Genomic DNA, 22857 nt, shown 5'->3' on the forward strand with positions numbered 1-22857 from the left:
CTCATCCCCCCTCGTCCGGCCTGTCGCTGCGGCCGGTGACGACAGGGAGCACGGCCGGACACCGGTGTCGATAGGGACCCGGAACCGGGTGATCGGAACTCGTCGCTCAGAACCTGGCGATCACCTGCACCCGCACCGTCCGCGAGGCCCCCGGGGTGATGTTGTTGTTGGCATCCGCCGTCGCGATGTAGCGGCGGTCGAACAGGTTCTCGATGTTGACCTGCGCCCGCACCCCTTCCGAGACCTGGTAGAACAGGCCGAGGTCGAACCGGGTGACGCTCGGCAGGCGCACGGTGTTGTCGGACGAGGCGAAGGTGTGGGTCTGGTTGATGACGCCGACGCCGACCGCGAACTCGGGCGTCAGGCTGAACTTGTTCCACAGGGTGAGGGCGTTGAACGGCACCAGCGCCACCGTGTTGCCGGCCCGGATCACGGTCGAGCCGGAGCTGAAGCCGCTGACGATGCGCGCATCGGTGAAGGCGTAGCCGCCGGCGACCTGCCACCAGTCGGTGACGAAGCCGTTGGCGCCGATCTCGGCGCCCTTGGTGTTGGTCTGTCCCGTCGTGAGGAAGTAGCCCGGCCGGTTCGGGTCGGCGAAGCGCTGGTTGTAGCGGTCGAGGTCGTAGAGCGCGCCGGTGAGCTGGAGCACCGGCGAGACGTCCCACTTCACGCCGATCTCGCGGTTCTCGAACCGCTCCGGCACCGCGATCGAGAGGCCCGGGGTCAGGGAGGAGAACTGGTCGCCGGCCGAGGGCAGGTAGGAGACGCTGTAGCTGCCGTAGACGGCCAGGTTCTCCCACGGCTTCACCACCACGCCGGCCCGCGGCGAGACCAGGTCGTCGATGCGGGCGGTGGTGACCCGGGTGCCGCGGTCGGTCGCGGAGAAGTCGAAATGATCGTAGCGCAGGCCGCCGATCAGCTGCAGGTGCGGCCCGATCTCGACCTGGTCCTGCACGTAGGCGGCGGCGAGGCCGAGGTCGTAGCGGCTGTTGTTGCCGCCGTTGTAGCGGAAGTTCACCGGGACCCGCGAGACCGGCGAGAGCGGGTTCACCACCAGCGACGTCGTGCCGGTGGTCGAGAAGAAGCCGTCCTGCCGGAAGGCCAGCCCGGTCTGGCTGCCGAGTTCGAAGCCGCCGAGCAGGGTGTGGGCGAGCGGGCCGGTGGCGAACTTGTAGGTGAAGTCGTTCTGGCTGAAATAATTCGTGCGCGGCGTGGCGTTGTTGTAGGCGCTCAGGGTCATGCTGGTGCCGGCGGCATTGACCGCGCTGCCCGGGAAGACGTTCTGGTAGAACTTGTCGTAGTCGGCGAAGCGCAGCTGGCTGTGCAGCTGGACGCCGGTCTCGAAGCGGTGGTCGAGGGTCGCGGTGGCGATGTGGGCGTCGACCCGGGCGTAGCTGAGGTCCGGGTTGCCGAAATAGGTCGCGGTGTTCTGGCGGTAGCGGTAGGGCCGGCCGAACTGCGAGGGGATGCCGCGATCGGTGACGCGGTCGTCGTGGAAGTACTCGTAGGAGAGCTTGAGCGTGGTGTCGGGCCCGAGCAGGATCGTCCCGGTCGGGTTGAACCCGTAGCGGCGGATATGCCCGAAATCGCGGTAGGTGCCGGTCTCCTCGACCACGCCGTTGAGGCGGAAGAAGGCGCTGTCCGAGAACCGGTCGCCGATGTCGACGGCCAGGCGCTTGTTGTCGAACTGGCCGCCCTGGGCGACGATCTCGCGGATCGGGATCCCGTCCGCCTCCTTCAGCACCCGGTTGATGACCCCGCCGCCGCCGCCGCGGCCGAACGTCATGGCGTTCGGTCCCTTCAGCACCTCGATCCGCTCGACGTTGTAGAGATCGCGGAAGTACTGGACGTCGTCGCGGATGCCGTTGACGAAGAAGTCGGCGTTGGAGCGCTGGCCGCGGATCACGACGTCGTCGCGGTTGCCCTCGCCCTGGTGCGGGATCACCCCCGGGACGTAGCGGATCGCCTCGGTGAGGCTCTGGAAGCCCTGGTCGCGGATCTGGCTTTGCGTCACCACGCTGACCGATTGCGGCGTGTCGATCAGCGGCGTGTCGGTGCGGGTCGCCGTGGCGGTGCGCCGGGTGAGGTAGCCGACCGTGTCGCCGCGGCCGGCCCCGGCCGAGGGCCCGCTCACGTCGATCGTCTCGAGCGGCATCTCGCCCTCGAGCGGCGCCGGCTGCGCCTGCGCCGCGGTGACGGGGGCCAGCATCGTGGTGGCGAGCAACAGGGTGGCGCGAGTGCGCGCGACCGACTTCGTCATGACGGCAGTTCCGCAAGGTAGGATTGAAGTCTCGCGAGGGGCGCCCTGTTCTCGCGAGACCTTGTCCGCCATTGCAGGCGCCGCTCCGCCTCGCAATCCTGCCGCGGGCGAAACAAACACGACTTGTTTTTATCTGTTATAAGATGAAATCGACCAAATCCGGCGAAGCGCCTGGCGGCGCTCGGGTCCCGCCGGCCGATTGCAATGGCTCGAGGAAGCGCGGCCGTTGCGAACCGGTCTCATCGTTGCTGAAATGCATCACGATCGCGACGCGTCGTATCGGATGGATTGCGGCCCGTGTCCCGACCGTGGGGGCGACACGGGCCTTGCCGGCGACGTCAGGCGTCCAGGCGATCCCGCACCGGCATCGGCGCCGAGCCGGGGTGAGCGGGCCCGACCTGCGCGGCCCGCAGGCCCGCCGCCATCGCCTGCAGGCGCGATTGCGGGTCCTCGGGCTGGATCACGCCGGCCGACATCACCAGCTTGGCGGCGTCGTCGACGCTGATCGAGAGTTCGATCACCTCGGCGCGCGGCAGGTAGAAGAAGAAGCCGGTGGTCGGGTTGGGCGCGCAGGGCAGGAACACGCCGACATGGTCGTGCTCGGACCCGAGCGCCCCCTGCACGTCCGGGCCCGCCGGGGCCGACAGGAACACGATCGACCAGGTGCCCTTCACCGGGAACTCGACGAGGCCGACGGTGCGGAACGAGGTGCCGCTCGTGGAGAACAGCGTCTCGAAGACCTGGCGCAGGCCGCGATAGAGGCCCGAGATCACCGGCGTGCGGGCGAGCAGCACCTCGCCGAACTCCACCACCGAGCGGCCGACCAGGTTGGCGGTCAGCGCGCCCAGCGTCGTCAGCGCCACGAAGGCGATGAGGAGGCCCAGCCCCGGCACGCTGAACGGCAGGTAATGGTCGGGCAGGTAGGCCGAGGGCACCAGCGGCTTGACCCAGCCATCGATCAGGCTGATGCACCACCAGGTGATGTAGATCGTGATCGCCAGCGGGCCGGCGACGATGACGCCGGTGAAGAAGTAGTTGCGCAGGCGGCCGCGGACGCTGACCCGCTTGCGGGTGGCCGGAGCGTCCGGATCGGGCAACAACGGCGACGGTTCCGACACGATCTGCGATTCTCGATCCGAGCAGGCGCCCCCTGCTCCAGAAGAGGTAGCGGTTTGCTGCGCTGCGCTCAAGGCGGGGATGCCCCTTTGGTGACCGGACTGCGGCCGGATCCCGCCGCCCTGCGCGCCGTCCTGCACCGGTCCCTCGCCGATCCGGCCGCCGCCTGGAGCCTCGGCGGCTACGGGGCGGGTGCGACGTTCCGGCGCGAGGCCGGGGAACCCGCGGGCGCGCCCTGCGGGGGGCGCCCCGGCCTCGTCACCCCCCGCGGCGCCCTGGTGCTGGAGGGAGCCGACACCCTCGTGCCGGTCGCCTACGAGACCGCGCTCGGGGGCGGGGCGTGGAGCCAGGCGCTCGCCCTGTGCCGGCCGCTCCATCGTCCGTCCCCCGGGCCGGCGCCCCGCGTGAGCGAAGTCGGCGCCGACGCGGAGGCGGCGCGGGCGGCGGACCGGGACGGCGTACTGTTCTGCCTCGGCCTGCCGCTTCGCCAGGCCCGGCTCCTCGCCCGGGTGCAGGGCGAGGCCGTGCCCGCCTTGCGCGCCGCCTGCGGGGCTCCGGCCGACGCCGCCCTCTGGGCCTCGCTGCCCGGGCTCGGGGCGGTGCTGGTGGCGGCCCACGGCGGCGCCCGCATCGAGGTCGTCCTGCCCGACGCCCATCCGGGGCCGCGGGCGCACTGGTTCGACAAGCTCCTGCGCCAGGGCCGCCTGCACGCCGCCACGGCCCCGATCCCGGCGGGCCTCGCCCCGGTGATCCACCTGCACCCGCCGCATCCCCTGACCGAGGCCGGCTTCGAGGCTGGGCGCCACGCGGCGTTCCAGGCGCTGCTGGCGCGCTGGGGCGATCCGGCGCTGGTGGCGATCAAGCGCCGGATCCTCGCCGGGGAGGATGTGACCGTCCCGGACACGCGGGCGGCGCGGGGCGTGGCGCGGGTGGCGCGGGCGCAAAGGCGGTGGCCGGGAGCGGGCGGAGGGGCGGGATGAGCGTCGCTCCGGCGCGACACCCTCCGGGTCGTTCCGGGCCGCGCGAGCGGAGCCCGGATTGGCGAAGGCGCGCCCAGGCGCTCAGGTTTCCCGGAAACCGGCGCCAAGAAAAAAGGCCGCTCTTGCGAGCGGCCCGAAGTCTAGGGAGGAAACGCCCAAAGAGGGCTGCAGGGCCGCGACGCCATCGCGACCGTGCACTGCAGAAGGTAGTCGCCCGATCGCATTTCGCAAGTGCGAAATCGCACGTCGGTCAATGGCGCCCCAACCGATCGCCTCCGCTATCAACGGCGACACCCCCGCCGGGGGCCGGCGGGGGTGTCGTCGCGCCGCGATGCGGGCGAGGTCCTGGCTCTTTGATCTTGCCGCATTGTCTCTCGACGAACCGGGCTCCGCTTCGTCGGACAATGCTCTAGCGGCGCAGGATCTTGGTGACGAGGCGGCCGACGAGGTTGCCCGAGTCGTTGTAGGTGCCGCGGTCGTCGGGGCGGATGCGGGGGTCGTCGTTCCCCAGGATCTTGGTGACGATTCGGCCGATGAGGCTCATCGTATCCTCCGGAATGCGGTGCGCGAGGGCTGTCTCGTGGAAATAACGGCCGACCGGCTCGGCCGTTCCGGCCTCATCCCCGCGCCGCCATCGCCTCGAACACCAGGGCGTGGCGCGCCGCCAGCGCCTCGACGTCGGTCGCGTAGCCGCCGCCGATCACCGCGGCGAGCGGGATGCCGCGCCGGCGCACCTCGTCGACGACGAAGTCTTCGCGCCGGCGCAGACCCTCGTCGGTGAGCGCCAGGCGGCCGAGGCGGTCGTCGCGGTGGGGATCGACGCCGGCATTGTAGAAGACGAGGTCGGGGCGGAGCCCGTCGAGCAGGCGCGGCACGTGGAGGGCGACGGCCGCGAGGTAATCGTCGTCGCTCAACCCGTCGGGCAGGCCGACATCGAGGTCGCCCGGCACCTTGTCGGTGGGATAGTTCTTCTCGGCGTGCATCGAGAAGGTGAACAGGTCGGGTTCGTCGGCGAGGCAATCGGCGGTGCCGTCGCCCTGGTGCACGTCGAGGTCGATGACGAGCGCACGGCGGATCGTGCCCTCGCGCCTGAGGGCGAGGGCCGCCACCGCGACGTCGTTGAAGACGCAGAACCCCCGGCCCCCGTCCCGCCGGGCGTGATGGCTGCCGCCCGCAGTGCTGCCGGCGAGCCCGCCGGCGAGCGCCAGCCGCGCGGCGAGCAGGGTGCCGCCGGCCGAGGCCAGCGAGCGCCGCGCCACCCCGGCATCGACCGGCAGGCCGATCGCCCGCTCGATCGCCCGCGGCACCGTCGCGGTGACGACCTGCTCGACGTAAGGGCCGTCATGCGCGAGGCGGATCAGGTCCGGGCTCGCGGGCTCGGGCGTCACGAAGCCGTCCGGCACCAGGCCGCGCGCCGCGATCCGCGCGGCGAGCCGCCCGTACTTGCCCATCGGGAACCGGTGGCCCTCCGGCAGGACGGCCTCGTAGGCCGGATGGAACACGACCGGGACCATGGACGAAACCCTCGGACGGGACCCTGTGAGGAGCGGGGACAACACGAATGGGCACAACGCGCCGGCCGGCCCGGCGGCGGGCGCGACCGCGCGCCGCGGGCGGCGGCGATCCTGCCGCCGGTGACAGGGGGTTAGCGGGCCGCCCCGGACCGGTCGGACCCGTGCCCGGGCCGTCCCGGGCTTCGTCCTGGCCGGTCCATGCTCTAGCTTGTCCCGGGACCGGGCCGGTCCGCGGACACGGTTTGGACACGAATTGGCTCGACCTTAGGGTAACTCGACTCTTGGGCTCGACCCTTGGGTAAGAAGTCTCATAACGGGGGCGATGCGGCGCGGGGCGGGAGCCCGCGACGGGCAGGATCCGCCGAGAGGCGGACACGAGGCGCGCCGCCGGCGTGACCATCGAGTATCCGGCAGCGCCGTGTCGGGCGCCGCCTTGCAGCACGGCCGGGGGGCATGCGGGAACGGGTCGACCATCGCGGCGCGCGAGGAGCGCGTCCGTCAGCGGGAACGATGGGGGTCGGAGCCGCGAAGGCGCTCGGGCTCGGCCTCGCGCTCGGCCTCGGTGCGGCGGAGCCGGCGCGGGCCTTCGACCTGTTCGGCCTGTTCAATTCCGAGGAGGCGCCGCCGGCCCCGAGCCCGGTCGCCCTGCCTTACGCCATCCGCTTCCAGGGCGTCGAGGACGAGGACCTGCTGCGCGCGCTCCAGGACACGTCGAGCCTCTACCGCCTGCGCAACGACGCGCCGCCGGACGGCGAGGGCCTCCTGCGCCGGGCCGAGGCCGACGCGCCCCGCCTCGTCGATGCGCTCTGGGGCTTCGGCTACTATGCCGGCGCCGTGTCGTTCCGCATCGAGGACGTGGTGCTCGGGGGCGATGCCTCCACCCGCGCGGCGGTGCGCGCCGCCGAGGCCGCCCGCAACCGCACCCTCGTGGCGGTGCGGATCTCCGTCGACCAGGGCCCGCTCTATCACCTGCGGCGCATCGCGGTGCTGGACCCGGCCGGCGTTCCTTTCCCGCCCGAGGCCGTTCCCGCCCGCCTCACCCGCGTCAGTGACGACGTGCCGGCCCGCTCCTCGACCGTGCTCGCCCGCGAGGCGGCGCTGATCGACCGGTTCCGCCGCGAGGGCCACCCCTTCGCCAAGGTGCTGCGGCGCGAGCCGGTGGTGGACCACGCCGCGCGGGCCATGGACGTGACCTTCGTGGTCGATCCGGGGCCGAAGGCGGTACTCGGCCCGGTCACGGTGCGGGGCACGCAGACCATCGATCCGGCGGTGGTGCGCTCCTTCATCTACGCCGAGCCGGGCGATCCCTACTCGCCGCAGGCGCTCTCCGACATCCGCCGCTCGGTCTCGCGCCTCGAGGCGCTCGGCGGCGTGCGGGTGCGCGAGGGCACGGCGCTCGACGCGGATGGCGGATTGCCGGTCTTCGTCGACGTGACGGAGCGCGCGCCGCACATCGTCGGCGTCTCGGCCCGCTACTCCACCGTCGACGGGCCGGGCGTGCGCGCCTACTGGGCCGACCGCAACCTGTTCGGCGGCGGCGAGACCCTGCGCATCGACGCCGACCTGTCCTATCTCGGGCTGGGCACCGACTACTACGCCCGCCGCCGGCGCCTGGCCGGGATCGAGACCAACGGCCTCGGCGGGCGGCTTTCCGCCACCTTCGTCAAGCCCGCCCTGTTCGGCACCCGCAACGACCTCATCGCCAGCGCCTTCATCGGCCGCGAGGTCCAGCAATCCTATCTCAGCGACGCCACCGGCGGCACGGTCGCGATCCGCCACCGCTTCGCCGACGCGTTCTCGGCGCAGGTCGGGATCGACGGCCGGGTCGGCTCGGATCGCGACGCGCTCGGCCGGGTCGATTACGGGTTGCTCGGCCTGAACGCCGGCGTCACCTACGATTCGACCGACAGCCTGCTCGACCCGACGAGGGGCTTTCGCGTCACCGCCTCGCTCACGCCGTATGCGTCCTTGAGCAACGGCCCGGACCTCCTGATCGCCAAGGCGCAAGGCTCGACCTACTACGCCTTCGACGACGAGGCCCGCTACATCGTGGCGGCGCGCCTCGGCTTCGGCTCGGTCAGCGGTGCGAACCTCGCCGACATCCCGGCCTCGCTGCGGTTCTTCGCCGGCGGCGGCGGCTCGATCCGCGGCTACTCGTACCGCACCGTCGGTCCGATCGGCCCCTACCAGCTGCCGATCGGCGGGCGCTCGCTGCTCGAGGGCTCGATCGAGGGCCGGATCAAGATCACCGACACGATCGGCATCGTGCCCTTCGTCGATGCCGGCACGGCCTTCGCCGGCACCCTGCCCGATTTCGACGAGCGCATCCGCATAGCGGCAGGTCTCGGCCTTCGCTACTACACCGGCATCGGCCCGATCCGGGTCGATCTGGCGGTGCCGCTGAACCCCGACAAGCAGCTCAAGCAGCCGCCGGTCGCCCTCTACATCAGCCTCGGTCAGGCCTTCTGAATGATGCAGATGCGGGCCTCGCGCCTCCTCACCGCCGCCTTCGCCGTCGCGCTCCTCGCCGCGGCCTGGCTCGGCCACGCCGCCACCGGCGAGGCGGCGGAGGGCGAGACCACGATCCTCGGCGACCTCCTGTCCCGCGCCCTCTCGACCCCGACCTCGCGGGTCTCGATCGGCGCCGTTGACGGGGCGCTCTCCTCGGATGCCACGATCCGCGACGTCGCCATCGCCGACCGCAACGGCGTCTGGCTGCGGCTCGACAAGGCCCGGCTGATCTGGCGCCGCACCGCGCTCCTCTCCCGGCGCCTCGAGATCGACCGGCTGGAGATCGGGCGTCTGGAGGTGCTGCGCCGGCCCCTGCCCTCGGCGAGCCCGCCGTCGCAGGACAAGGAGGCGCTGCTGCCCGACCTGCCGGTCAAGGTGGTGGTCAAGGCCTTCGCGCTCACCGAGCTCGCCCTCGGCGAGCCGGTGGTGGGCGAGGCCGCCCGCATCGCCGGGGCGGGACAGGCCACCCTCGGCGACCCGCGCGAGGGCCTCGACCTCGGCATCGGCCTGCGCCGGCTCGACAAGCCCGGCACCGTCACGATCAAGCTCGCCTACGCGCCGGAGAGCGGCCGGCTCGAGCTGAAGCTCGCCCATGACGAGCCGGCCGGCGGCCTCGCGGCGCGGCTGATGAACCTGCCCGGCCTGCCGCCGGTCAGCCTCGACCTCGACGGGCGCGGCACGCTCGACGCCTGGAACGCGTCCCTCGACTTCCGCGCCGGCGAGGGCATCGGCGCCGAGGGCAAGGCCCGGATCACCCGGGCCGGGGCGGAGCGCCGCATGGGGCTCGACCTCGCCTCCCGGGTCGAGGGCCTGATGCCGGGGCCGCTCGCGGCGGTGTTCGCCGGCACCACCCGCCTCGACGGCGCTCTGCGCTTCGTCGACGACGGCGCGGTGCGGGTCGACCGGTTCGAGCTGACCTCGCGCACCGCCAGGCTGGCGCTGAACGGCGGGGTCGATGCCGCCCGCGCCGCCGACCTGACCCTGCAGGCCCGGGCGCTTCCCACCGAGGGCGGCGTCACCAAGGCCGGCGACGCGACCCTCGAGGCCCTGGTGCTCGACGCGAGCCTCAAAGGCCCCCTCGACGCGCCGGCATTGCGCGGAACCTTGCGCGCCGCCGGCCTGTCGGCGGCGGGCAGCCGGCTGGGCCGGGCGAGCGCCGACCTCGTCGCCGAGCCGCTGCCGCGCGCACCCGAGGGCCAGTCCTTCCGCCTGTCGGCCAGCGCCGACGTCGACGGCCTCCACCTCGCCGATCCCGCCCTGCGGCGGGCGATCGGCCCGAAGGCCGCCTTTCGCCTGTCCGGACGCATCGACCCGAACGGCGTCGCCGATCTCGAGACGGCGAGCCTGGAGGCGCCGACCGCCAGCGCACGCTACGCCGGCCGGATCGGCCGCGACGTCGTGGCGGGCACGCTCCGGGCGGAGCTGCCCGACCTCGCGGCGTTCTCGCTGGCCGCCGGCCGGCCTCTCGGCGGCCGCGTCGCCGCGACGGCGCTCCTCTCCGGCGATCCGGGCCGGGCCGGCGTCACCGCCGACGTCGAGGCCACGACCGAGAAACTGTTCCTCGGCACCCCCGCCCTCGATCGCACGCTCGGCCGCGAGCCCCGCTTCACGGGTCGCCTGACCCGGCTGCCCGACGGCTACGCCGTCCAGGCCGCGCGCCTGACCGGACACGCGGTGACCGCGACGATCGACGGCCGCGCCACCGAGACGAAGGCCGACATGGCCGGCCGGGTCGATCTCACCGACCTCGCCGCGGTCGATCCCGACCTCGCCGGAAAGGCCGGCCTCGACGCCCGCCTCACCGGCTCGCTGGAGCGCCCGGACGTCGCCCTCACCGCCTCGGCCCCCGAGGCGAGGGCGATGGGAAAGCCGATCCGCGACCTCGCCGCGCGCGCCACCCTCGCCGACGTCACCGGCGCCCTCGACGGGACGCTCGCCCTGTCCGGCCGGGTCGACGGCAAGCCGCTCTCCGGCGACCTCCACCTCGCGCGAAGCGGCGCCGACTGGCTGCTCGACCGCCTCGGCCTCACCCTCGGCTCTGTGGCGCTCACGGGCCGCGCCGCGATCGATCCGGCCTCCCGCCTCGCCGAGGGCGAGGTGTCGCTCAAGGCCGGCGACCTCGACGACCTCTCGGCCCTGGCGCTGACCCGCCTCGCCGGGCGCCTGGACGCCGCGATCACCCTGTCCCGCGCCGGCGGCCGGCAGGACGCCCGGGTGCGGGCGACCGGCGAGGGCGTGCGGGGTGCCGGCGTCGCGCTCTCGCGCCTCGACGCCGATCTCGCGGGCACCGACCTCTGGCAGGCCCCCCGGGTCTCGGGGAGGCTCAACGCCGATAAGCTCGTCGCCGGCTCCGAGACCATCGAGGCGATCCGCCTCGACGCGAAGCCCGCGCCCGACGGCAGCGACCTCGCGCTCCAGGCCCGCGCCCGGGGCTTCGCCCTCGACGGCGCCGCCCGGCTGGTCCCGGCCGGACATCCCCGCCTCGACCTCGCGCGGCTGTCCGCCGTGCGCGGGGCCGACCGGCTGGCGCTCGCGGGTCCCGCGACGATCACCTTCAGGGACGAGGGCGTGACGGTGGCGGGTCTCGCCATCGCGGCCGGCTCCGGCCGGGCCAGCCTCGACGGCACGATCGGCCGGCGTCTCGACCTGCGGCTCGGCCTCAGGAGCCTGCCGCTCGCCATGGCCCGGATCGCCTCCCCGAGCCTGACCCTGTCGGGCACCCTCGACGGCGAGGCCGCGCTCGCCGGCCCGGCTGCGAGCCCGGAGGGGCGCTATTCTTTAAGCGTGTCGCGCCTCGTGACGCCGGAGACTCGCTCCGCCGGGCTGCCGCCGATCGACGCCAGGGCCGCGGGACGGATCGAGGACGGCCGCGCCGGCCTCGACGGCACGGTGAATGCGGGCCGGGGCTTGCAGCTCACCCTGTCGGGCTCGCTCCCGGTCGAGGCCGGCGGCGCCCTGGCCTTGCGCACCCGCGGCACCGTCGACGCGGCGCTGGCCAACACGCTGCTGGCGGCGGGCGGCCAGCGCCTGACCGGCCGGGTCGCGCTCGATGCCGGGATCAATGGCACGCTCCAGGCCCCGCGGGTCGACGGCTCGGCGGTTCTCACCGGCGGCAGCTTCACCGATCCGCTCAACGGCGTGAGCCTCACCGACATCCAGGGCCGGGTGACCGGCCGCGGCGACACGCTCGTGTTCGAGCGCCTCACCGCCGCCACCCGCAACGGCGGCATCCTGCAGGCGCAAGGCCGCGTCGCCGTCGAGCCGGCTTCGGGGTTCCCGGGCAACCTGACCATCCGGGCCGACCGGGCCGAGCTGGTCTCGAGCCCGCTGATGACCCTGATCACCGGCCTCAACCTGTCGCTCACCGGCCCGCTCGCCCGCACCCCGCGGGTCTCCGGCCAGGTCGACGTCGTCTCCCTCGACGTCTCGGTGCCCGACCGCCTGCCCGCCACGGTGCAGCCGCTCCCCGGCATCCGCCACGTCAACGCGCCGCCCCAGACCCGCGCGCGCCTCGCCGCGCGGCAGAAGCGCGAGGCCGCTTCGCGCCGCGGCCGCAAGGCGCCGCCCTTCCTCGCCACCCTCGACCTCGCGGTGAACGCGCCCGGCCGCATCACCGTGCGGGGCCGCGGCATCGACGCGGAGCTCGGGGGCGCCTTGCGCCTCACCGGCACCTCGGCGGCCCCGGTGGCGAACGGCGCCTTCGCGATGCGCCGCGGCCGGATCCAGATCGTCGGCCAGCGCCTCGACTTCACCCGCGGCCGCCTGACCTTCGCGGGCGACCTGACCGCACCGGACCTCGACTTCCTGGCCCAGTCCCAGGCCGGCGACGTCACGGCGAAGATCGCCGTCACCGGGCCGGCGAACCAGCCCGACTTCGCGCTGACCTCCGAGCCGCCGCTGCCGCAGGACGAGGTCCTGTCGCGCCTCCTGTTCAAGAAGGCCTCGGGCGGCCTGTCGCCGTTCCAGGCCCTGCAGCTGGCGCAGGCCGTGGCCCAGCTCTCCGGGGGCGCCGGCGGGCCCGACGTGTTCGAGAGCGCCCGCAAGGGCTTGGGCCTCGACAGCCTCGACATCCAGGCCGGCGCGAAGGGCGGTGCCGCGGTCGGCCTGTCGCGGGCGATCAGTGAGCGGGTCAATGTCGGGGTGCGCGCCGGCGCGCGGCCGGAGGACAGTGCCGCGACCATCACCTACGACGTCACCGGGCGGATCAAGGTGCAGGGCGAGGCCGGGGCGGATGGACGGACGGCCGTGGGGGTGGGGGCGGAGTGGGAGTATTGAGAAACCCGGCAGCCCTACCCGGCTCACGGCCCTTTCAGGTGAGGAACCCATGACCCTCCGCACCGGCGTGTTCGTGTTGCAGGACAAAGATACTCTGGTGCCGATGCAGCCGGAGCCGTTCGCCGCCGAGGTCGATTTCCAGACGCTGCTCTCGAAGTTTCCCGCGCTGCTGGTCGGCGATCAGATCGACGAGGACAATCCGCGCCGGTTCCTGCTCGTGCAGCAGGAATTGCCGATCGGGCACGAGGACGCGGCGCGTCGATGGTCGCTCGACCACCTCTTTCTCGACCAGGACGGCGTGCCGACCCTGGTCGAGGTGAAGCGGCAATCCGACGGCCGCCTTCGTCGCGAGGTGGTCGGGCAGATGCTCGACTATGCCTCGAATTTTCAGGCGTCTTGGACCGCCGAGAAGATGCGGTCGGTGTTCGAGGCGACTTGCATCGCGGCCAAGGCGGAAGGCGATGCCGTGCTGAGCGAGTTCCTCGGTCCGGAGACCGCTTCCGACCGGTTCTGGGCCGACGTCGACAAGAATATCGGATCCGGGAAGCTGCGGCTGCTGTTCGTCGCCGACGACATCCCGTCGGAGCTGCGCCGCATCGTCGAGTTCATGAACAAGTACATGCAGCCGGTGGAGGTGCTGGCGATCGAGCTGCGGCAGTTCACCGGGCAGGGCTTGCGGACGATCGTGCCGATGGTCTTCGGTCAGACCCAGGAGGCGGCGGGCCGGAAGGAGCCGGCCAGGGGCGAACGCTGGACCGAGGAGCGTCTTCTCGCGCAGTGCGACGAGAGATTCCCCGCGACGGATGCCGCGGCCGCGAGGGCGATCCTGAACGGGATGAAGGGCTTCGGCCTCCAACTCGTCTTCGGCACCGGGCGCACCAGCGGATCGGTCTACCCGCTGCTGAAGCCGAGGGGTGTGGCGATCAATCCGGCCTACCTCTCGACCGAGGGCGAAGGCAAGGTGTGGCTGCAGCTCAAGCACCTCGAGGGCAAGCCGGTTCTCGGCAGCGTGGAGGAGCGGCGCGAGATCGTGAGGCGTTTCGCCGAGGTCCGGGATTCCGGCTTGAGCGAGGCGGCCGTAGACGGGTGGGCGACCATCCCGCTGGCGCGTATCGCCGCCGATCCGCGAGGGGTCGAGAAGGTCATCGCGGCCATGCAGTGGATCGTGGACCAGGTGAAGGCGGTCGGTACGAGCACCCGCTCGGGGGGATAGGCGTCCCATCTTCCGACGCTCCGCATCACCCCGGGGCTGCACACCTAAGCAGATTTCGCAAAAGTGGTTGCCGGGTTTGCGACAAAAATCTGCGACAAACCAAGCAACTAAGCGGACGAAGCTTTGGCCTGCCAACGCAAGTCTGCTTAGGACGGTCCAGAGCCGGCCGAGACCGTCAGAAGCAGCACGATCACGGCCCTCACCCCGCTATCCGACGCGAGAGCCGGATCGATCAGCGGATGCGCCCGTCCGCCTTCCAGCACAACGAGCCTACCTGCGCTGCGTCGCTCAGGGGCGTTGCGCAACCCGCCGTGATCCACGACATTCTGTCCTGAGGCTTCGGGATGAGACCATGGCGCTGTTCATCGTTCAAATCGCTTATGACGTGGACGCCGAGGTCTGGTACGTCGACAAAAGTGACGTAGAGGGCTTGAGAGCCGAAGCCCCCACATCCGATGCTCTGATTGCACGTATTCCGACCATGGCTGCGGAGCTCCTGGAAGAGAACGAGCCTGGTCTGGGTGAGGTGGCGATCGAGATCATCGCGCACAGGCACGCCCGCATTTCGATCTCTGCGGCAGCGTGAACGACTATACGAAGGCGGTCAAGGCGTTGCTGCTCGCCGCCGGCTGCGTCTTGAAGCGCCAAGGCAAAGGGGATCACGAGATCTGGTTCAGTCCCCTTACTGAACGTGCCTTCACGGTCGACGGTGCGATCAAGTCCCGGCATACCGCCAACGGCACGTTGAAGGATGCCGGCTTGCCGAAGGCGTTCTGAGCGAGGTCACCGCCCCCGCCGCGCCGTCAGCACGGACGCCCCCAGCACCGCCAGGCTCACCGCTCCGATCAGCAGCGTCGAGATCGCGTTGATCTCCGGGGTCACGCCGAGGCGGACCTGGCTGTAGAGGCGCATCGGCAGGGTGGTGGCGCCGGGCCCCGAGACGAAGCTCGCGATGACGAGGTCGTCCATCGAGAGGGTGAAGGCGAGGAGGAAGCCGGCGACGACGGCGGGTGCGATCAGCGGCAGGGTCACGGTGCGGAACACCGTCACGGGCGCCGCACCCAGGTCGGCGGCGGCCTCGAGGAGCGAGCGGTCGAGGGTGCGCAGGCGGGCCTGCACCACGACGGCGACGAAGCAGAGCGTGAAGGTCGCGTGGGCGATCACGATGGTCCAGAAGCCGCGCGGGATCCCGAGGCCCACGAACAGCAGGAGCAGCGACAGGCCGGTGATCACCTCCGGCATCACCATCGGGGCGTAGACGAGCCCGGTGAGGAGCGGCCGGCCGGGAAAGCGCCGGCGCCCGTCGAGCGCCAGCGCCGCCAGCGTGCCGAGCACGGTCGCGAGGCCGGCGGAGGCCAGCGCGACCTTGAGCGTCACGAGGGCGGAGTCGACGAGCGGACCGTTGTCGAGGAGCCCGGCGTACCAGCGGGTCGAGAACCCGGCCCAGACCGTGACGAGGCGCGACGCGTTGAACGAGTAGGCGACGAGGAGCAGGATCGGCCCGTACAGGAAGGCCAGGCCCAGGCCCAGGGCGGCCCAGGCGAGCGGGTGGGCGCGATGCATCTTAACGGCGCTCCAGGCGGCGCGCCTCGGCCTCGCGGAACAGCACCACCGGGCCGGCGACGATCACGAGCAGCACCACCGCGACCGCCGAGGCGAGCGGCCAGTCGCGGTTGGAGAAGAATTCGCTCCACAGCACGCGGCCGAGCATCAGGGTGTCGGGCCCGCCGAGCAGGTCCGGAATGATGAACTCGCCGGTGATCGGGATGAAGCACAGGAGCGCGCCGGCGACGAGGCCGGGCAGCGACAGGGGCAGGGTCACGGTGCGGAAGGCCCCGAGCCGGCTCGCCCCGAGGTCGCGGGCGGCCTCGATCAGGCCGCGGTCGAGGCGCTCCAGCACCGCGTAGAGCGGCAGCACCATGAACGGCAGGTAGGCGTAGACCACCCCGATCATCACCGCCGCCGGGGTGTTGAGGATCTCGAGCGGCTCGCGTACCAGCCCGAGCCCCAGGAGCGCCTGGTTGAGGAGCCCGTCGGCCTTCAGGATCGCGATCCAGGCGTAGACGCGGATCAGGAAGCTCGTCCAGAACGGGATCACCATCAGGGCGACGAGGAGCGGCTGCCAGGCCTTCGGCGCCCGCGCCATGGCGTAGGCGATCGGGTATCCGACGAGGACCAGGAGCGCGGTCGCGGCGAGGGCCACGCCGAGCGAGGTCAGGCCGGCCTCGAGGTAGAGCGGGTCGGCGACGAGCGTGCGGTAGTTCTCGAAGTCGAGGGCGGCGAGCACGTCGGCCCAGCCGGCGAGCCCCGCATCCCAGTCGAGCACCGGGGTGTAGGGCGGCAGCGCCGTCGCCGGGTCCGACAGGCTGATCTTCGCCACCACCAGGAACGGCAGGCCGAAGAAGGCCGTGAGCCACAGGAGCGGCACCGCCGGGAGGGCGAGCCGCCGCAGGGACTTGCGCAGGCGCTCCCTCATGCGGGCTCCGCCGGCAGCAGCGAGGCGGCCTCGGGCGCGAAGGCGAGGTGCACCGGGGCGCCGACACCCGGACCCGTGCCGGGAGGGCCCGAGGCGCGCAGCACCCGCCCGTCCGCCATCCCGACCCGGTAGAGGATCTTCTCGCCGAGATAGGTCGCGTCGAGGAGCGTGCCCGCGAGCCCCCCGTTCCCGTCCTCCCCGGCCAGCGTCAGGCGCTCGGGCCGCAGGGCCGCGAGCCCCGGCGTCCCGGCCGCGCCGGCGCCGTGATGGTCGAAGGCCCTCAAGGGCCCGAGCGGCGTGTCGAGGCCGCGCAAGGCTCCCGCTCCGCCCTCCCCGAGCCGGCCCTCGATCAGGTTCACGTCGCCGAGCAGCCCCGCGACGTAGCGGGTGGCCGGGCGCTCGTAGAGCTCGGCCGCCGACCCGACCTGGACCAGCCGGCCCGCCGCCATCACGCCGATGCGGTCGGCCAGCGTCATCGCCTCGGCGGGGTCGTGGGTGACGACCACGAAGGTGGTGCCGAGCCGCCGCTGCAGCGCCCGCAGCTCCCCTTGCGTCTCCTCCCGCAGGGCGCGGTCGAGGGCGCCGAGCGGCTCGTCGAGGAGCAGCACCCGGGGCCTCTTGGCGAGCGCCCGGGCCAGCGCCACCCGTTGGCGCTGGCCGCCGGAGAGCTGGTCGGGCCGGCGGGCGCCTAACGGTTCGAGCTGCACCAGACGCAGCATCTCGGCGACCCGGGCGGCGATCTCGGGGCGGCTCAGGGCTTCCCGCTCCAGCCCGTAGGCGATGTTCCTCGCGACGTCCCTGTGCGGGAACAGGGCGTAGGACTGGAACATCATGTTGACCGGCCGGCGGTGCGGCGGCACCCCGCCGAGGTCCTGCCCGTCGAGGAGGATCCGTCCGGCGCTCAGGCTCTCGAAGCCGGCGGTCAGGCGCAGGAGCGTGGACTTGCCGCAGCCCGACGGCCCGAGCAGGCAGAAGACCTGGCCGGGCGCGAGGTCGAGCTCGACGCCGTCGACGGCGAGATGGTCGCCGAAGCGCTTCGAGACCGCCTCGAAGCGGAGGCGGCCGGGGGCGGGCGGGGGCGCGGGGGAAGCGGGCGTCGTCACGTCGTCCGGGCGGCCTGGGCGGGAGGCCCGACATCTACCCCGGGAGGGGCCGGTGCGGGAAGGGGCGCCGCGACCGGATCTGCAAGGCCGCCGAGACCGGTGGCCTGCAAGGATTGCTGCAATGCCGACGGTAAGCCCGGGCGTCTAACCCCACCGGACCAAGGTCCATGCCCCAGCATCTTGCCGGGTTTGGGGCGGCGCGTGTATTGATGAGGGTGACACGCGTCGATCCCGTCCGCTGCGTCTCGCGACCCGGACGGCATCCGCATCTCCTCCCGAGACGTGTCGCAGACTTGGCGTCTCTCTCCGCCCGGGGAGGGGCGCCTTTGTTTGCGGCGGGGTCCGGCCTCCGTCCCGCCGGCGACCTCAGGATGAGGTCGCGGCCGGGAGGAACGAGGAAGGCGTCGTCAATGCGCGTCCGCCCCCGCCCCGCCCGGGCGCGGCCGGCGGATCATCGGCGTGGCGCAGGCCATCAGCACGAACAGCACGGTCAGGATCAGGAACACGTCGGCGAAGCTCATCAGCAGCCCCTGCATCCGCACGGTGTTCATCATGGCTTTGAGCGCCATGGCGTCCGGGTTGCCGGCAAGCCCCGCAAACCCCTTGGCCATGCTGTCGAGGCGTTCCAGCACCATCGGGTTGGTCCAGGTGAAGCGCTCGTGCAGGCGGGCGAGGTGGAGGTCCCAGCGGTCATTGAGCGCGGTGTTGATCAGCGCCAGCCCGACCGCGCCGCCGAGGTTGCGGGTGAGGTTGTAGAGGCCCGACGCGTTCTTCATCCGGGCCGGCGGCAGGGTGCCGAGCGCGATGTTGTTGATCGGGATCATGCACAGCATCAAGGAGCAGCCGCGCAGGACCTGCGGCCACAACAATTCGTAGAAGTCCCAGTCCTTGGTGATGCCGGTGACGATCCAGGTGCCGGCGGCGAACCCTGAGAACCCGATCGCCATCATGATCCGCGGATCGACCTTGGCCGAGAGGCGCCCGGCGATCGGGGCGGTGGCGAACATGCAGAGGCCCGAGACGAACATCGTCTCGCCGATCTGGAGCGCCGAGTAGCCGCGCACCCGGCCGAGATAGACCGGATAGAGGTAGGTCAGGCCGTAGAGGCCGATGCCCATGACGAAGCTGAACAGGCAGCCGCCGGCGAAGTTGCGGTCGGAGAAGGCGCGCAGGTCGACGATCGGCTGCTCGGCGGTGAGCGCGCGCCAGAAGAAGCCGATGCAGGCGATCCCGCAGACGATCGCGGCGATGAAGATCGCCTCCTCCTGGAACCAGTCGTGGGTCGGGCCCTCCTCCAGCACGTATTCGAGGCAGCCGAGGAACGCCGCCATCAGGCCGAGGCCGGCCCAGTCGAAGCGCTTGAGGAGGTCGAGGTTCGGCTTGTCGAAATCGACCAGGAAGTAGGTCGAGACCGTGACGAAGATGCCCGGCACGATGTTGACGAGGAACAGCCAGTGCCAGTTGAACAGGTCGGTGAGGTAGCCGCCGACCGTGGGACCGATGGTCGGCGCGAGCGTGGCGACGAGGCCGATCATCGGCGAGACGATGCTGCGCTTGGACGCCGGGAAGATCGTGAAGGCCGAGGCGAACACCGTCGGGATCATGCCGCCGCCGATGAACCCTTGCGCGGCGCGCCAGAGGATCATCTCGCCGATCGTCGACGAGGTGGCGCACATCAGGCTCATCAGGGTGAAGCCGCCGGCCGAGATCACGAACATCCAGCGGGTCGAGAGCACCCGCGACAGGGTGCCGGACAGCGGGATCGAGATCACCTCGGCGATGAGGTAGCTCGTCTGCACCCACGGGATCTCGTCGGCCGAGGCCGAGAGGCCGGCCTGGATCTCGGCGAGCGAGGCCGAGACGATCTGGATGTCCAGGATCGCCATGAACATCCCGAACACCATGCAGACGAACGCCACCATGCGGCGGCGGTCGATCGGCGCGTCGGCGGGCGCGGGGGTCGCGGCCATGTCGTGGGTGCCTGCTTGATTGTAGAGGTCAACGCGTCTGCTTGACCTGTCCTGACGATGTTGAGGCGCGTCTCCCCTCTCCCGTGTGGGAGAGGGGTCGGGGGTGAGGGTGTGACGCTTCCGTGTAAAGCTGTGGCCGTCGTGCTGGCAGCGGAACGGTTCAGTCCTCTTGCTGCACCGTCTCCACCCTCGCGCGATCTTCGATCGCCCCTACCCCTCTCCCACACGGGAGAGGGGATCCCGCGCTCGACGATGTCTCTTCCGGGTCAGCGCCCCGCCGTGCGCACCGACGGGCCCGCGGCCGTCCCCTCCGACACCGCCTGGTGCGGCTCGATCGGGGCCGGGGGCTTCGTCTCGTCGAGGCCGCGCGTGTCGACCCGCACCACCACCGAGAGGCCCGGCCGCAAGAGGCCCTCGCGGGCGACCGCCTCCGGCACCCGCACCCGCACCGGCAGGCGCTGGACGATCTTGGTGAAGTTGCCGGTCGCGTTGTCGGGCGGCAGCAGGCTGAACACCGAGCCGGAGGCCGGCGACAGGCTCTCGACGGTGCCGAGGATGTCGCGGTCGGGCCAGGCATCGACCCGGATATGGACCGGCTGGCCGACCCGGACCCGGCCGAGCTGGGTCTCCTTGAAGTTGGCGTCGACCCGGGCGCTCTGGAGCGGCACCAGGGCGGCGATGCGCGAGCCCGGCGCGACGTAGGCCCCGGCCTCCGTCGCCTTGTTGCCGATCACCCCGTCGAAGGGCGCGCGCAGGATCGTGAAGGTCAGGTCGCGCCTGGCCCGGTCGACGGCGGTGCGCAATTCGGCGGCGAGGTTCTCGGCCTCCTTGGTCTGCGCCTCCAGCACCGCGACGTTGGCCTGGAGCGCGATCAGGTTGGCCTCGGCTCCCTTCACGGTGGCGTCCGACCGGTCGCGGTCGGCGCGCGACTGCTCCAGGCGCGACTTGGCGGCGAACTCGGACTGGGCCAGCTGCTGCTGGCGCTGGTAATCGGCGGCGGCCCGGACCTGGTCGGCCTTGGCGGCGTCGATCTGGGCCTGGCCCTGGAGCACCTGAGCGCGGGCGGCCTCGGCCTGGCGGGCGATGCGCGCGATGGTGCTCCGTTGCGTCGCCAGCTTGTCCTCGGCGGCCTTGAGGGCCAGCCGGTAGTCGCCGTCCTCGATCCGCGCGATGACGTCGCCGGCCTTGACCGCCTGGCCGTTCACCACCGGCACCGCCTCGAGGTAGCCCGAGACCTTGGCGGCGAGCGTCGAGATGTCGGCCTGGACGTAGGCGTCGTCGGTCGTGACGAAGAAGCGGCCGGTCGTCCACCATTCGTGGCCCGCATAGGCGCCGTAGGCCCCGCCGCCGGCGAGGAGCGCGAGCAGGACCAGGCGGCGCAAGGGGCGCTTGCGCTTGGCGGGCGCAGCCGCAGGGGCCGGTGCGACGGCCTGGGAAGCGGCCTTCTGGATCGCGGGCGCGGCCTCGGCAGCCGCCTCGCCGGCGGGCCGGCCCTGCGCGTAATCGTCTCGGAACGCCATCGTTCAGTCCACCCGTCCTCGGGGAGCGCCCCCGGCACCATCCGCCGAATCGGTTGACGGCTCTCGAACGACCGCGATACTACGTTGACCGAACCGTTCGGTCAATCGATCCTGTGTGCGGTGCACAAGCCCGATTGATCGCCGCTGCCGCACCTCCCACATTGGCCTTCCGCCCTCATGGCCCCGACGACATGGCCCCGACGATGAGCTGGCCCCGACGATGAGCGACGCCTCCTTGAGCCCTCCGCCCGCCGACACCGACAAGCGCCGCCAGATCCTGGACGGCGCCCGCGAGGTCTTCCTCGCCAGCGGATTCGACGGCGCCAGCATGGGGGCGATCGCGAAGGCGGCGGGCGTCTCGAAGGGCACGCTCTACGTCTACTTCGAGAGCAAGGAGGCGTTGTTCGAGGCGCTGACGGTCGAGGAGAAGCGCTCGCTCGCCGAGAGCATCTGCCGCCTCGACCACGACGATCCCGACGTCGCCGCCGTCCTGCGCCGCCTCGGCACCAGCCTGATGGAGGCGATGGTGCGGCCCGACCACATCGCCTCGGTCAGGATGGTGATCGGCGCGGCGGAAAAATTCCCGCGCTTCGGCCGGGCCTTCTACGAGGCGGGGCCGCTGCTCGGCCGGGCCCGCCTGCGCGCCTATCTCGACGCCCAGGTCGCCGCCGGCCGCCTGCGCGCGATGGATACCGACCTCGCCGCCCGCCACTTCTTCGACCTCTGCGCCGCCACGACGATGCGCCGCCTGCTCTTCGCCGTCGGCGACCCGCCGACCGAGGCCGAGACGACCTACTGGGTGGCGGAGGCCGTGAGGGTGTTCCTGGCGGGGTACGGGCCGGAGGGGCGGTAGGGGCGGTCCCGGCGCGCCGCGTCCGCCCGCCGGTTCACAGGCCGATGTCGCCCTCGGTCAGCCGGCGGTCCCGCTCGGCGAGCTCGGCCTCGTCGGCGGGAAACAGCATCGACATGCCGTCGGTGGCCGCCCGGTTCTGGACCTCGTCGACGAACGGCCGAAGCCCGTCCTCGTAGTCGCGGAAACGCCGCCTCGTGGTCGTCCGGATGACGGCGCAGGGCCGCCGCCAGCCGCGCCGCGCCGATGAGCGCCATCGAGCCGCCCATGCCGGCGACCGGCGACACGCAGTATCCCGCATCGCCCACCAGCGCGACGCGCCCTTTCGACCACGCCGGGATCCTGATCTGGTTCGCCTGATCGAAGCAGAAGTCGTCGTCGCCATCCACGTGGGCGAGCATGTCGGGCACCTTCCAGCCCAGCCCGTCGAAACGGTCGCGGACGAGGCGGCGCAGCTGCGCCCGGTCGCGATGATCGTAGTCGATCCGGCGATCGGCGCGGAAGGCCAAGCCGATACCGCGCTCGCGAGCGAGGCCCTGAAGGCGCGGGCCCGCCAGATGAACCGCCCGGTCGGATCGCCCGGGCCGACGATCAGCCCTGCTCTGGCGATCAGGGCCGATCCGCCGAAGGCACGCTCGCAGGCGGCCTTGGCGGCGCCGTAGGGGCCGCCGTCCGCCGGCGCGAGGAGCGGCGCCGTATCCGCCCGCTGCCCCGGCGTCCGCGTGTCGGCGTAGACGCTCGTCGTCGACACGAAGGTCCAGTGCCCGATCCGGCCGTCGAGCGCCGCCAGCGCCCGCCGGACCTGGCTGGGCGCCCGCGACACGTCCACGGCCGCGTCGAAGGTGTCTCCCTTGAGCGCCGCGAGCCCGTCCGGCCGGTCGCGGTCCACGGTGACGAAGCGGGTGCCGGGCGGCGGCGATCTGGACACGCCGCGGGCGGCGCAGGTCACGGCGTTGCCGAGCCCGACCGCGTGCGTCGTGATCGCCCGCCCGAGGAACTGCGTGCCGCCCAGCACCAGCAAACGCATGTCCTGCTTCCGGCTGTCGAGGATGGGCCTGACCATGGCGGT

The 22857-nt window shown here is 72.2% G+C and carries 17 protein-coding genes; 7 read left to right on the forward strand and 10 right to left on the reverse strand.

What is annotated here, in order from left to right; translation table 11 throughout:
• Positions 1-106 precede the first annotated feature (106 nt).
• Complete coding sequence (locus DK419_RS26995; protein ID WP_109961802.1) at positions 107-2260, reverse strand: TonB-dependent receptor; 2154 nt, start codon at positions 2258-2260, stop codon at positions 107-109.
• A 338-nt stretch (positions 2261-2598) separates the two neighbouring features.
• Positions 2599-3378, reverse strand: coding sequence for a DUF502 domain-containing protein (locus DK419_RS27000; protein ID WP_109961803.1), 780 nt, complete (start codon positions 3376-3378; stop codon positions 2599-2601).
• 90 nt (positions 3379-3468) lie between these two features.
• On the opposite strand from DK419_RS27000, the gene DK419_RS27005 reads away from it, so the two are divergent.
• Complete coding sequence (locus tag DK419_RS27005) at positions 3469-4356, forward strand: DUF6925 family protein (protein WP_245442741.1); 888 nt, start codon at positions 3469-3471, stop codon at positions 4354-4356.
• A 409-nt stretch (positions 4357-4765) separates the two neighbouring features.
• Here DK419_RS27005 and DK419_RS27010 read toward each other — a convergent pair whose 3' ends face one another.
• Positions 4766-4900 carry a TFIIS helical bundle-like domain containing protein gene (locus DK419_RS27010; RefSeq protein WP_109961804.1) on the reverse strand — a complete coding sequence of 45 codons (135 nt, stop codon included), beginning with the start codon at positions 4898-4900 and terminating at the stop codon, positions 4766-4768.
• A 73-nt stretch (positions 4901-4973) separates the two neighbouring features.
• The gene (locus tag DK419_RS27015; RefSeq protein ID WP_109961805.1) at positions 4974-5870 is read right to left on the reverse strand and encodes a histone deacetylase family protein; all 897 of its coding nucleotides are present in this window, start codon (positions 5868-5870) and stop codon (positions 4974-4976) included.
• Positions 5871-6380: 510 nt separating this feature from the next.
• Here DK419_RS27015 and DK419_RS27020 point away from each other — a divergent pair.
• The 5 genes from DK419_RS27020 to DK419_RS27040 all read left to right on the forward strand — a co-directional run bounded on the left by DK419_RS27020 (position 6381) and on the right by DK419_RS27040 (position 14646).
• Positions 6381-8339 (forward strand): autotransporter assembly complex protein TamA, encoded by a 1959-nt coding sequence (locus tag DK419_RS27020; RefSeq protein WP_245442742.1) that lies wholly within the window; start codon positions 6381-6383, stop codon positions 8337-8339.
• A 9-nt stretch (positions 8340-8348) separates the two neighbouring features.
• On the forward strand, positions 8349-12656 hold the full coding sequence (locus DK419_RS27025; protein WP_245442743.1) for a translocation/assembly module TamB domain-containing protein: 4308 nt from the start codon (positions 8349-8351) through the stop codon (positions 12654-12656).
• Positions 12613-13869, forward strand: a complete 1257-nt coding sequence (locus DK419_RS27030; RefSeq protein ID WP_162561437.1) for a hypothetical protein — start codon at positions 12613-12615, stop codon at positions 13867-13869. Before DK419_RS27025 ends, DK419_RS27030 begins: the two co-directional genes overlap by 44 nt.
• Positions 13870-14221: 352 nt before the next feature.
• Positions 14222-14455, forward strand: a complete 234-nt coding sequence (locus tag DK419_RS27035) for a DUF1902 domain-containing protein (protein ID WP_109961809.1) — start codon at positions 14222-14224, stop codon at positions 14453-14455.
• The gene (locus DK419_RS27040; RefSeq protein ID WP_109961810.1) at positions 14452-14646 is read left to right on the forward strand and encodes a type II toxin-antitoxin system HicA family toxin; all 195 of its coding nucleotides are present in this window, start codon (positions 14452-14454) and stop codon (positions 14644-14646) included. Before DK419_RS27035 ends, DK419_RS27040 begins: the two co-directional genes overlap by 4 nt.
• 6 nt (positions 14647-14652) lie before the next feature.
• On the opposite strand, the gene DK419_RS27045 is transcribed toward DK419_RS27040, so the two are convergent.
• The 5 genes from DK419_RS27045 to DK419_RS27065 form a co-directional block, all read right to left on the reverse strand.
• Positions 14653-15432: an ABC transporter permease gene (locus DK419_RS27045; protein ID WP_109961811.1), complete on the reverse strand. Its 780-nt coding sequence runs from the start codon at positions 15430-15432 to the stop codon at positions 14653-14655.
• A gap of 1 nt (position 15433) precedes the next feature.
• Positions 15434-16345, reverse strand: coding sequence for an ABC transporter permease (locus DK419_RS27050; protein ID WP_109961812.1), 912 nt, complete (start codon positions 16343-16345; stop codon positions 15434-15436).
• Positions 16342-17448, reverse strand: a complete 1107-nt coding sequence (locus DK419_RS27055) for an ABC transporter ATP-binding protein (RefSeq protein ID WP_109961813.1) — start codon at positions 17446-17448, stop codon at positions 16342-16344. Before DK419_RS27055 ends, DK419_RS27050 begins: the two co-directional genes overlap by 4 nt.
• A 407-nt stretch (positions 17449-17855) precedes the next feature.
• On the reverse strand, positions 17856-19418 hold the full coding sequence (locus DK419_RS27060; protein WP_109961814.1) for a DHA2 family efflux MFS transporter permease subunit: 1563 nt from the start codon (positions 19416-19418) through the stop codon (positions 17856-17858).
• 266 nt (positions 19419-19684) lie between these two features.
• The gene (locus DK419_RS27065; protein WP_109961815.1) at positions 19685-20938 is read right to left on the reverse strand and encodes an HlyD family secretion protein; all 1254 of its coding nucleotides are present in this window, start codon (positions 20936-20938) and stop codon (positions 19685-19687) included.
• Positions 20939-21158: 220 nt separating this feature from the next.
• Here DK419_RS27065 and DK419_RS27070 point away from each other — a divergent pair, with 220 nt between their 5' ends.
• The gene (locus DK419_RS27070) at positions 21159-21791 is read left to right on the forward strand and encodes a TetR/AcrR family transcriptional regulator (protein ID WP_109961816.1); all 633 of its coding nucleotides are present in this window, start codon (positions 21159-21161) and stop codon (positions 21789-21791) included.
• Positions 21792-21825: 34 nt separating this feature from the next.
• Here DK419_RS27070 and DK419_RS28960 read toward each other — a convergent pair whose 3' ends face one another.
• Positions 21826-22851, reverse strand: coding sequence for a Rossmann-fold NAD(P)-binding domain-containing protein (locus tag DK419_RS28960; protein WP_162561438.1), 1026 nt, complete (start codon positions 22849-22851; stop codon positions 21826-21828).
• Between the last annotated feature and the right edge of the window lie 6 nt (positions 22852-22857).

Origin of the sequence: Methylobacterium terrae (genome assembly GCF_003173755.1) — a bacterium.
Lineage (GTDB): Bacteria > Pseudomonadota > Alphaproteobacteria > Rhizobiales > Beijerinckiaceae > Methylobacterium > Methylobacterium terrae.

Excerpts from the sequence above, each read along its gene's own strand:
- DK419_RS26995 (WP_109961802.1), bottom strand. The coding sequence starts at position 2,260 with ATGACGAAGTCGGTCGCGCGCACTCGCGCCACCCTGTTGCTCGCCACC.
- DK419_RS27010 (WP_109961804.1), bottom strand. The coding sequence starts at position 4,900 with ATGAGCCTCATCGGCCGAATCGTCACCAAGATCCTGGGGAACGACGAC.
- DK419_RS27015 (WP_109961805.1), bottom strand. The coding sequence starts at position 5,870 with ATGGTCCCGGTCGTGTTCCATCCGGCCTACGAGGCCGTCCTGCCGGAG.
- DK419_RS27020 (WP_245442742.1), top strand. The coding sequence starts at position 6,381 with ATGGGGGTCGGAGCCGCGAAGGCGCTCGGGCTCGGCCTCGCGCTCGGC.
- DK419_RS27025 (WP_245442743.1), top strand. The coding sequence starts at position 8,349 with ATGCGGGCCTCGCGCCTCCTCACCGCCGCCTTCGCCGTCGCGCTCCTC.
- DK419_RS27030 (WP_162561437.1), top strand. The coding sequence starts at position 12,613 with ATGGACGGACGGCCGTGGGGGTGGGGGCGGAGTGGGAGTATTGAGAAA.
- DK419_RS27035 (WP_109961809.1), top strand. The coding sequence starts at position 14,222 with ATGGCGCTGTTCATCGTTCAAATCGCTTATGACGTGGACGCCGAGGTC.
- DK419_RS27045 (WP_109961811.1), bottom strand. The coding sequence starts at position 15,432 with ATGCATCGCGCCCACCCGCTCGCCTGGGCCGCCCTGGGCCTGGGCCTG.
- DK419_RS27050 (WP_109961812.1), bottom strand. The coding sequence starts at position 16,345 with ATGAGGGAGCGCCTGCGCAAGTCCCTGCGGCGGCTCGCCCTCCCGGCG.
- DK419_RS27060 (WP_109961814.1), bottom strand. The coding sequence starts at position 19,418 with ATGGCCGCGACCCCCGCGCCCGCCGACGCGCCGATCGACCGCCGCCGC.
- DK419_RS27065 (WP_109961815.1), bottom strand. The coding sequence starts at position 20,938 with ATGGCGTTCCGAGACGATTACGCGCAGGGCCGGCCCGCCGGCGAGGCG.
- DK419_RS27070 (WP_109961816.1), top strand. The coding sequence starts at position 21,159 with ATGAGCGACGCCTCCTTGAGCCCTCCGCCCGCCGACACCGACAAGCGC.
- DK419_RS28960 (WP_162561438.1), bottom strand. The coding sequence starts at position 22,851 with ATGGTCAGGCCCATCCTCGACAGCCGGAAGCAGGACATGCGTTTGCTG.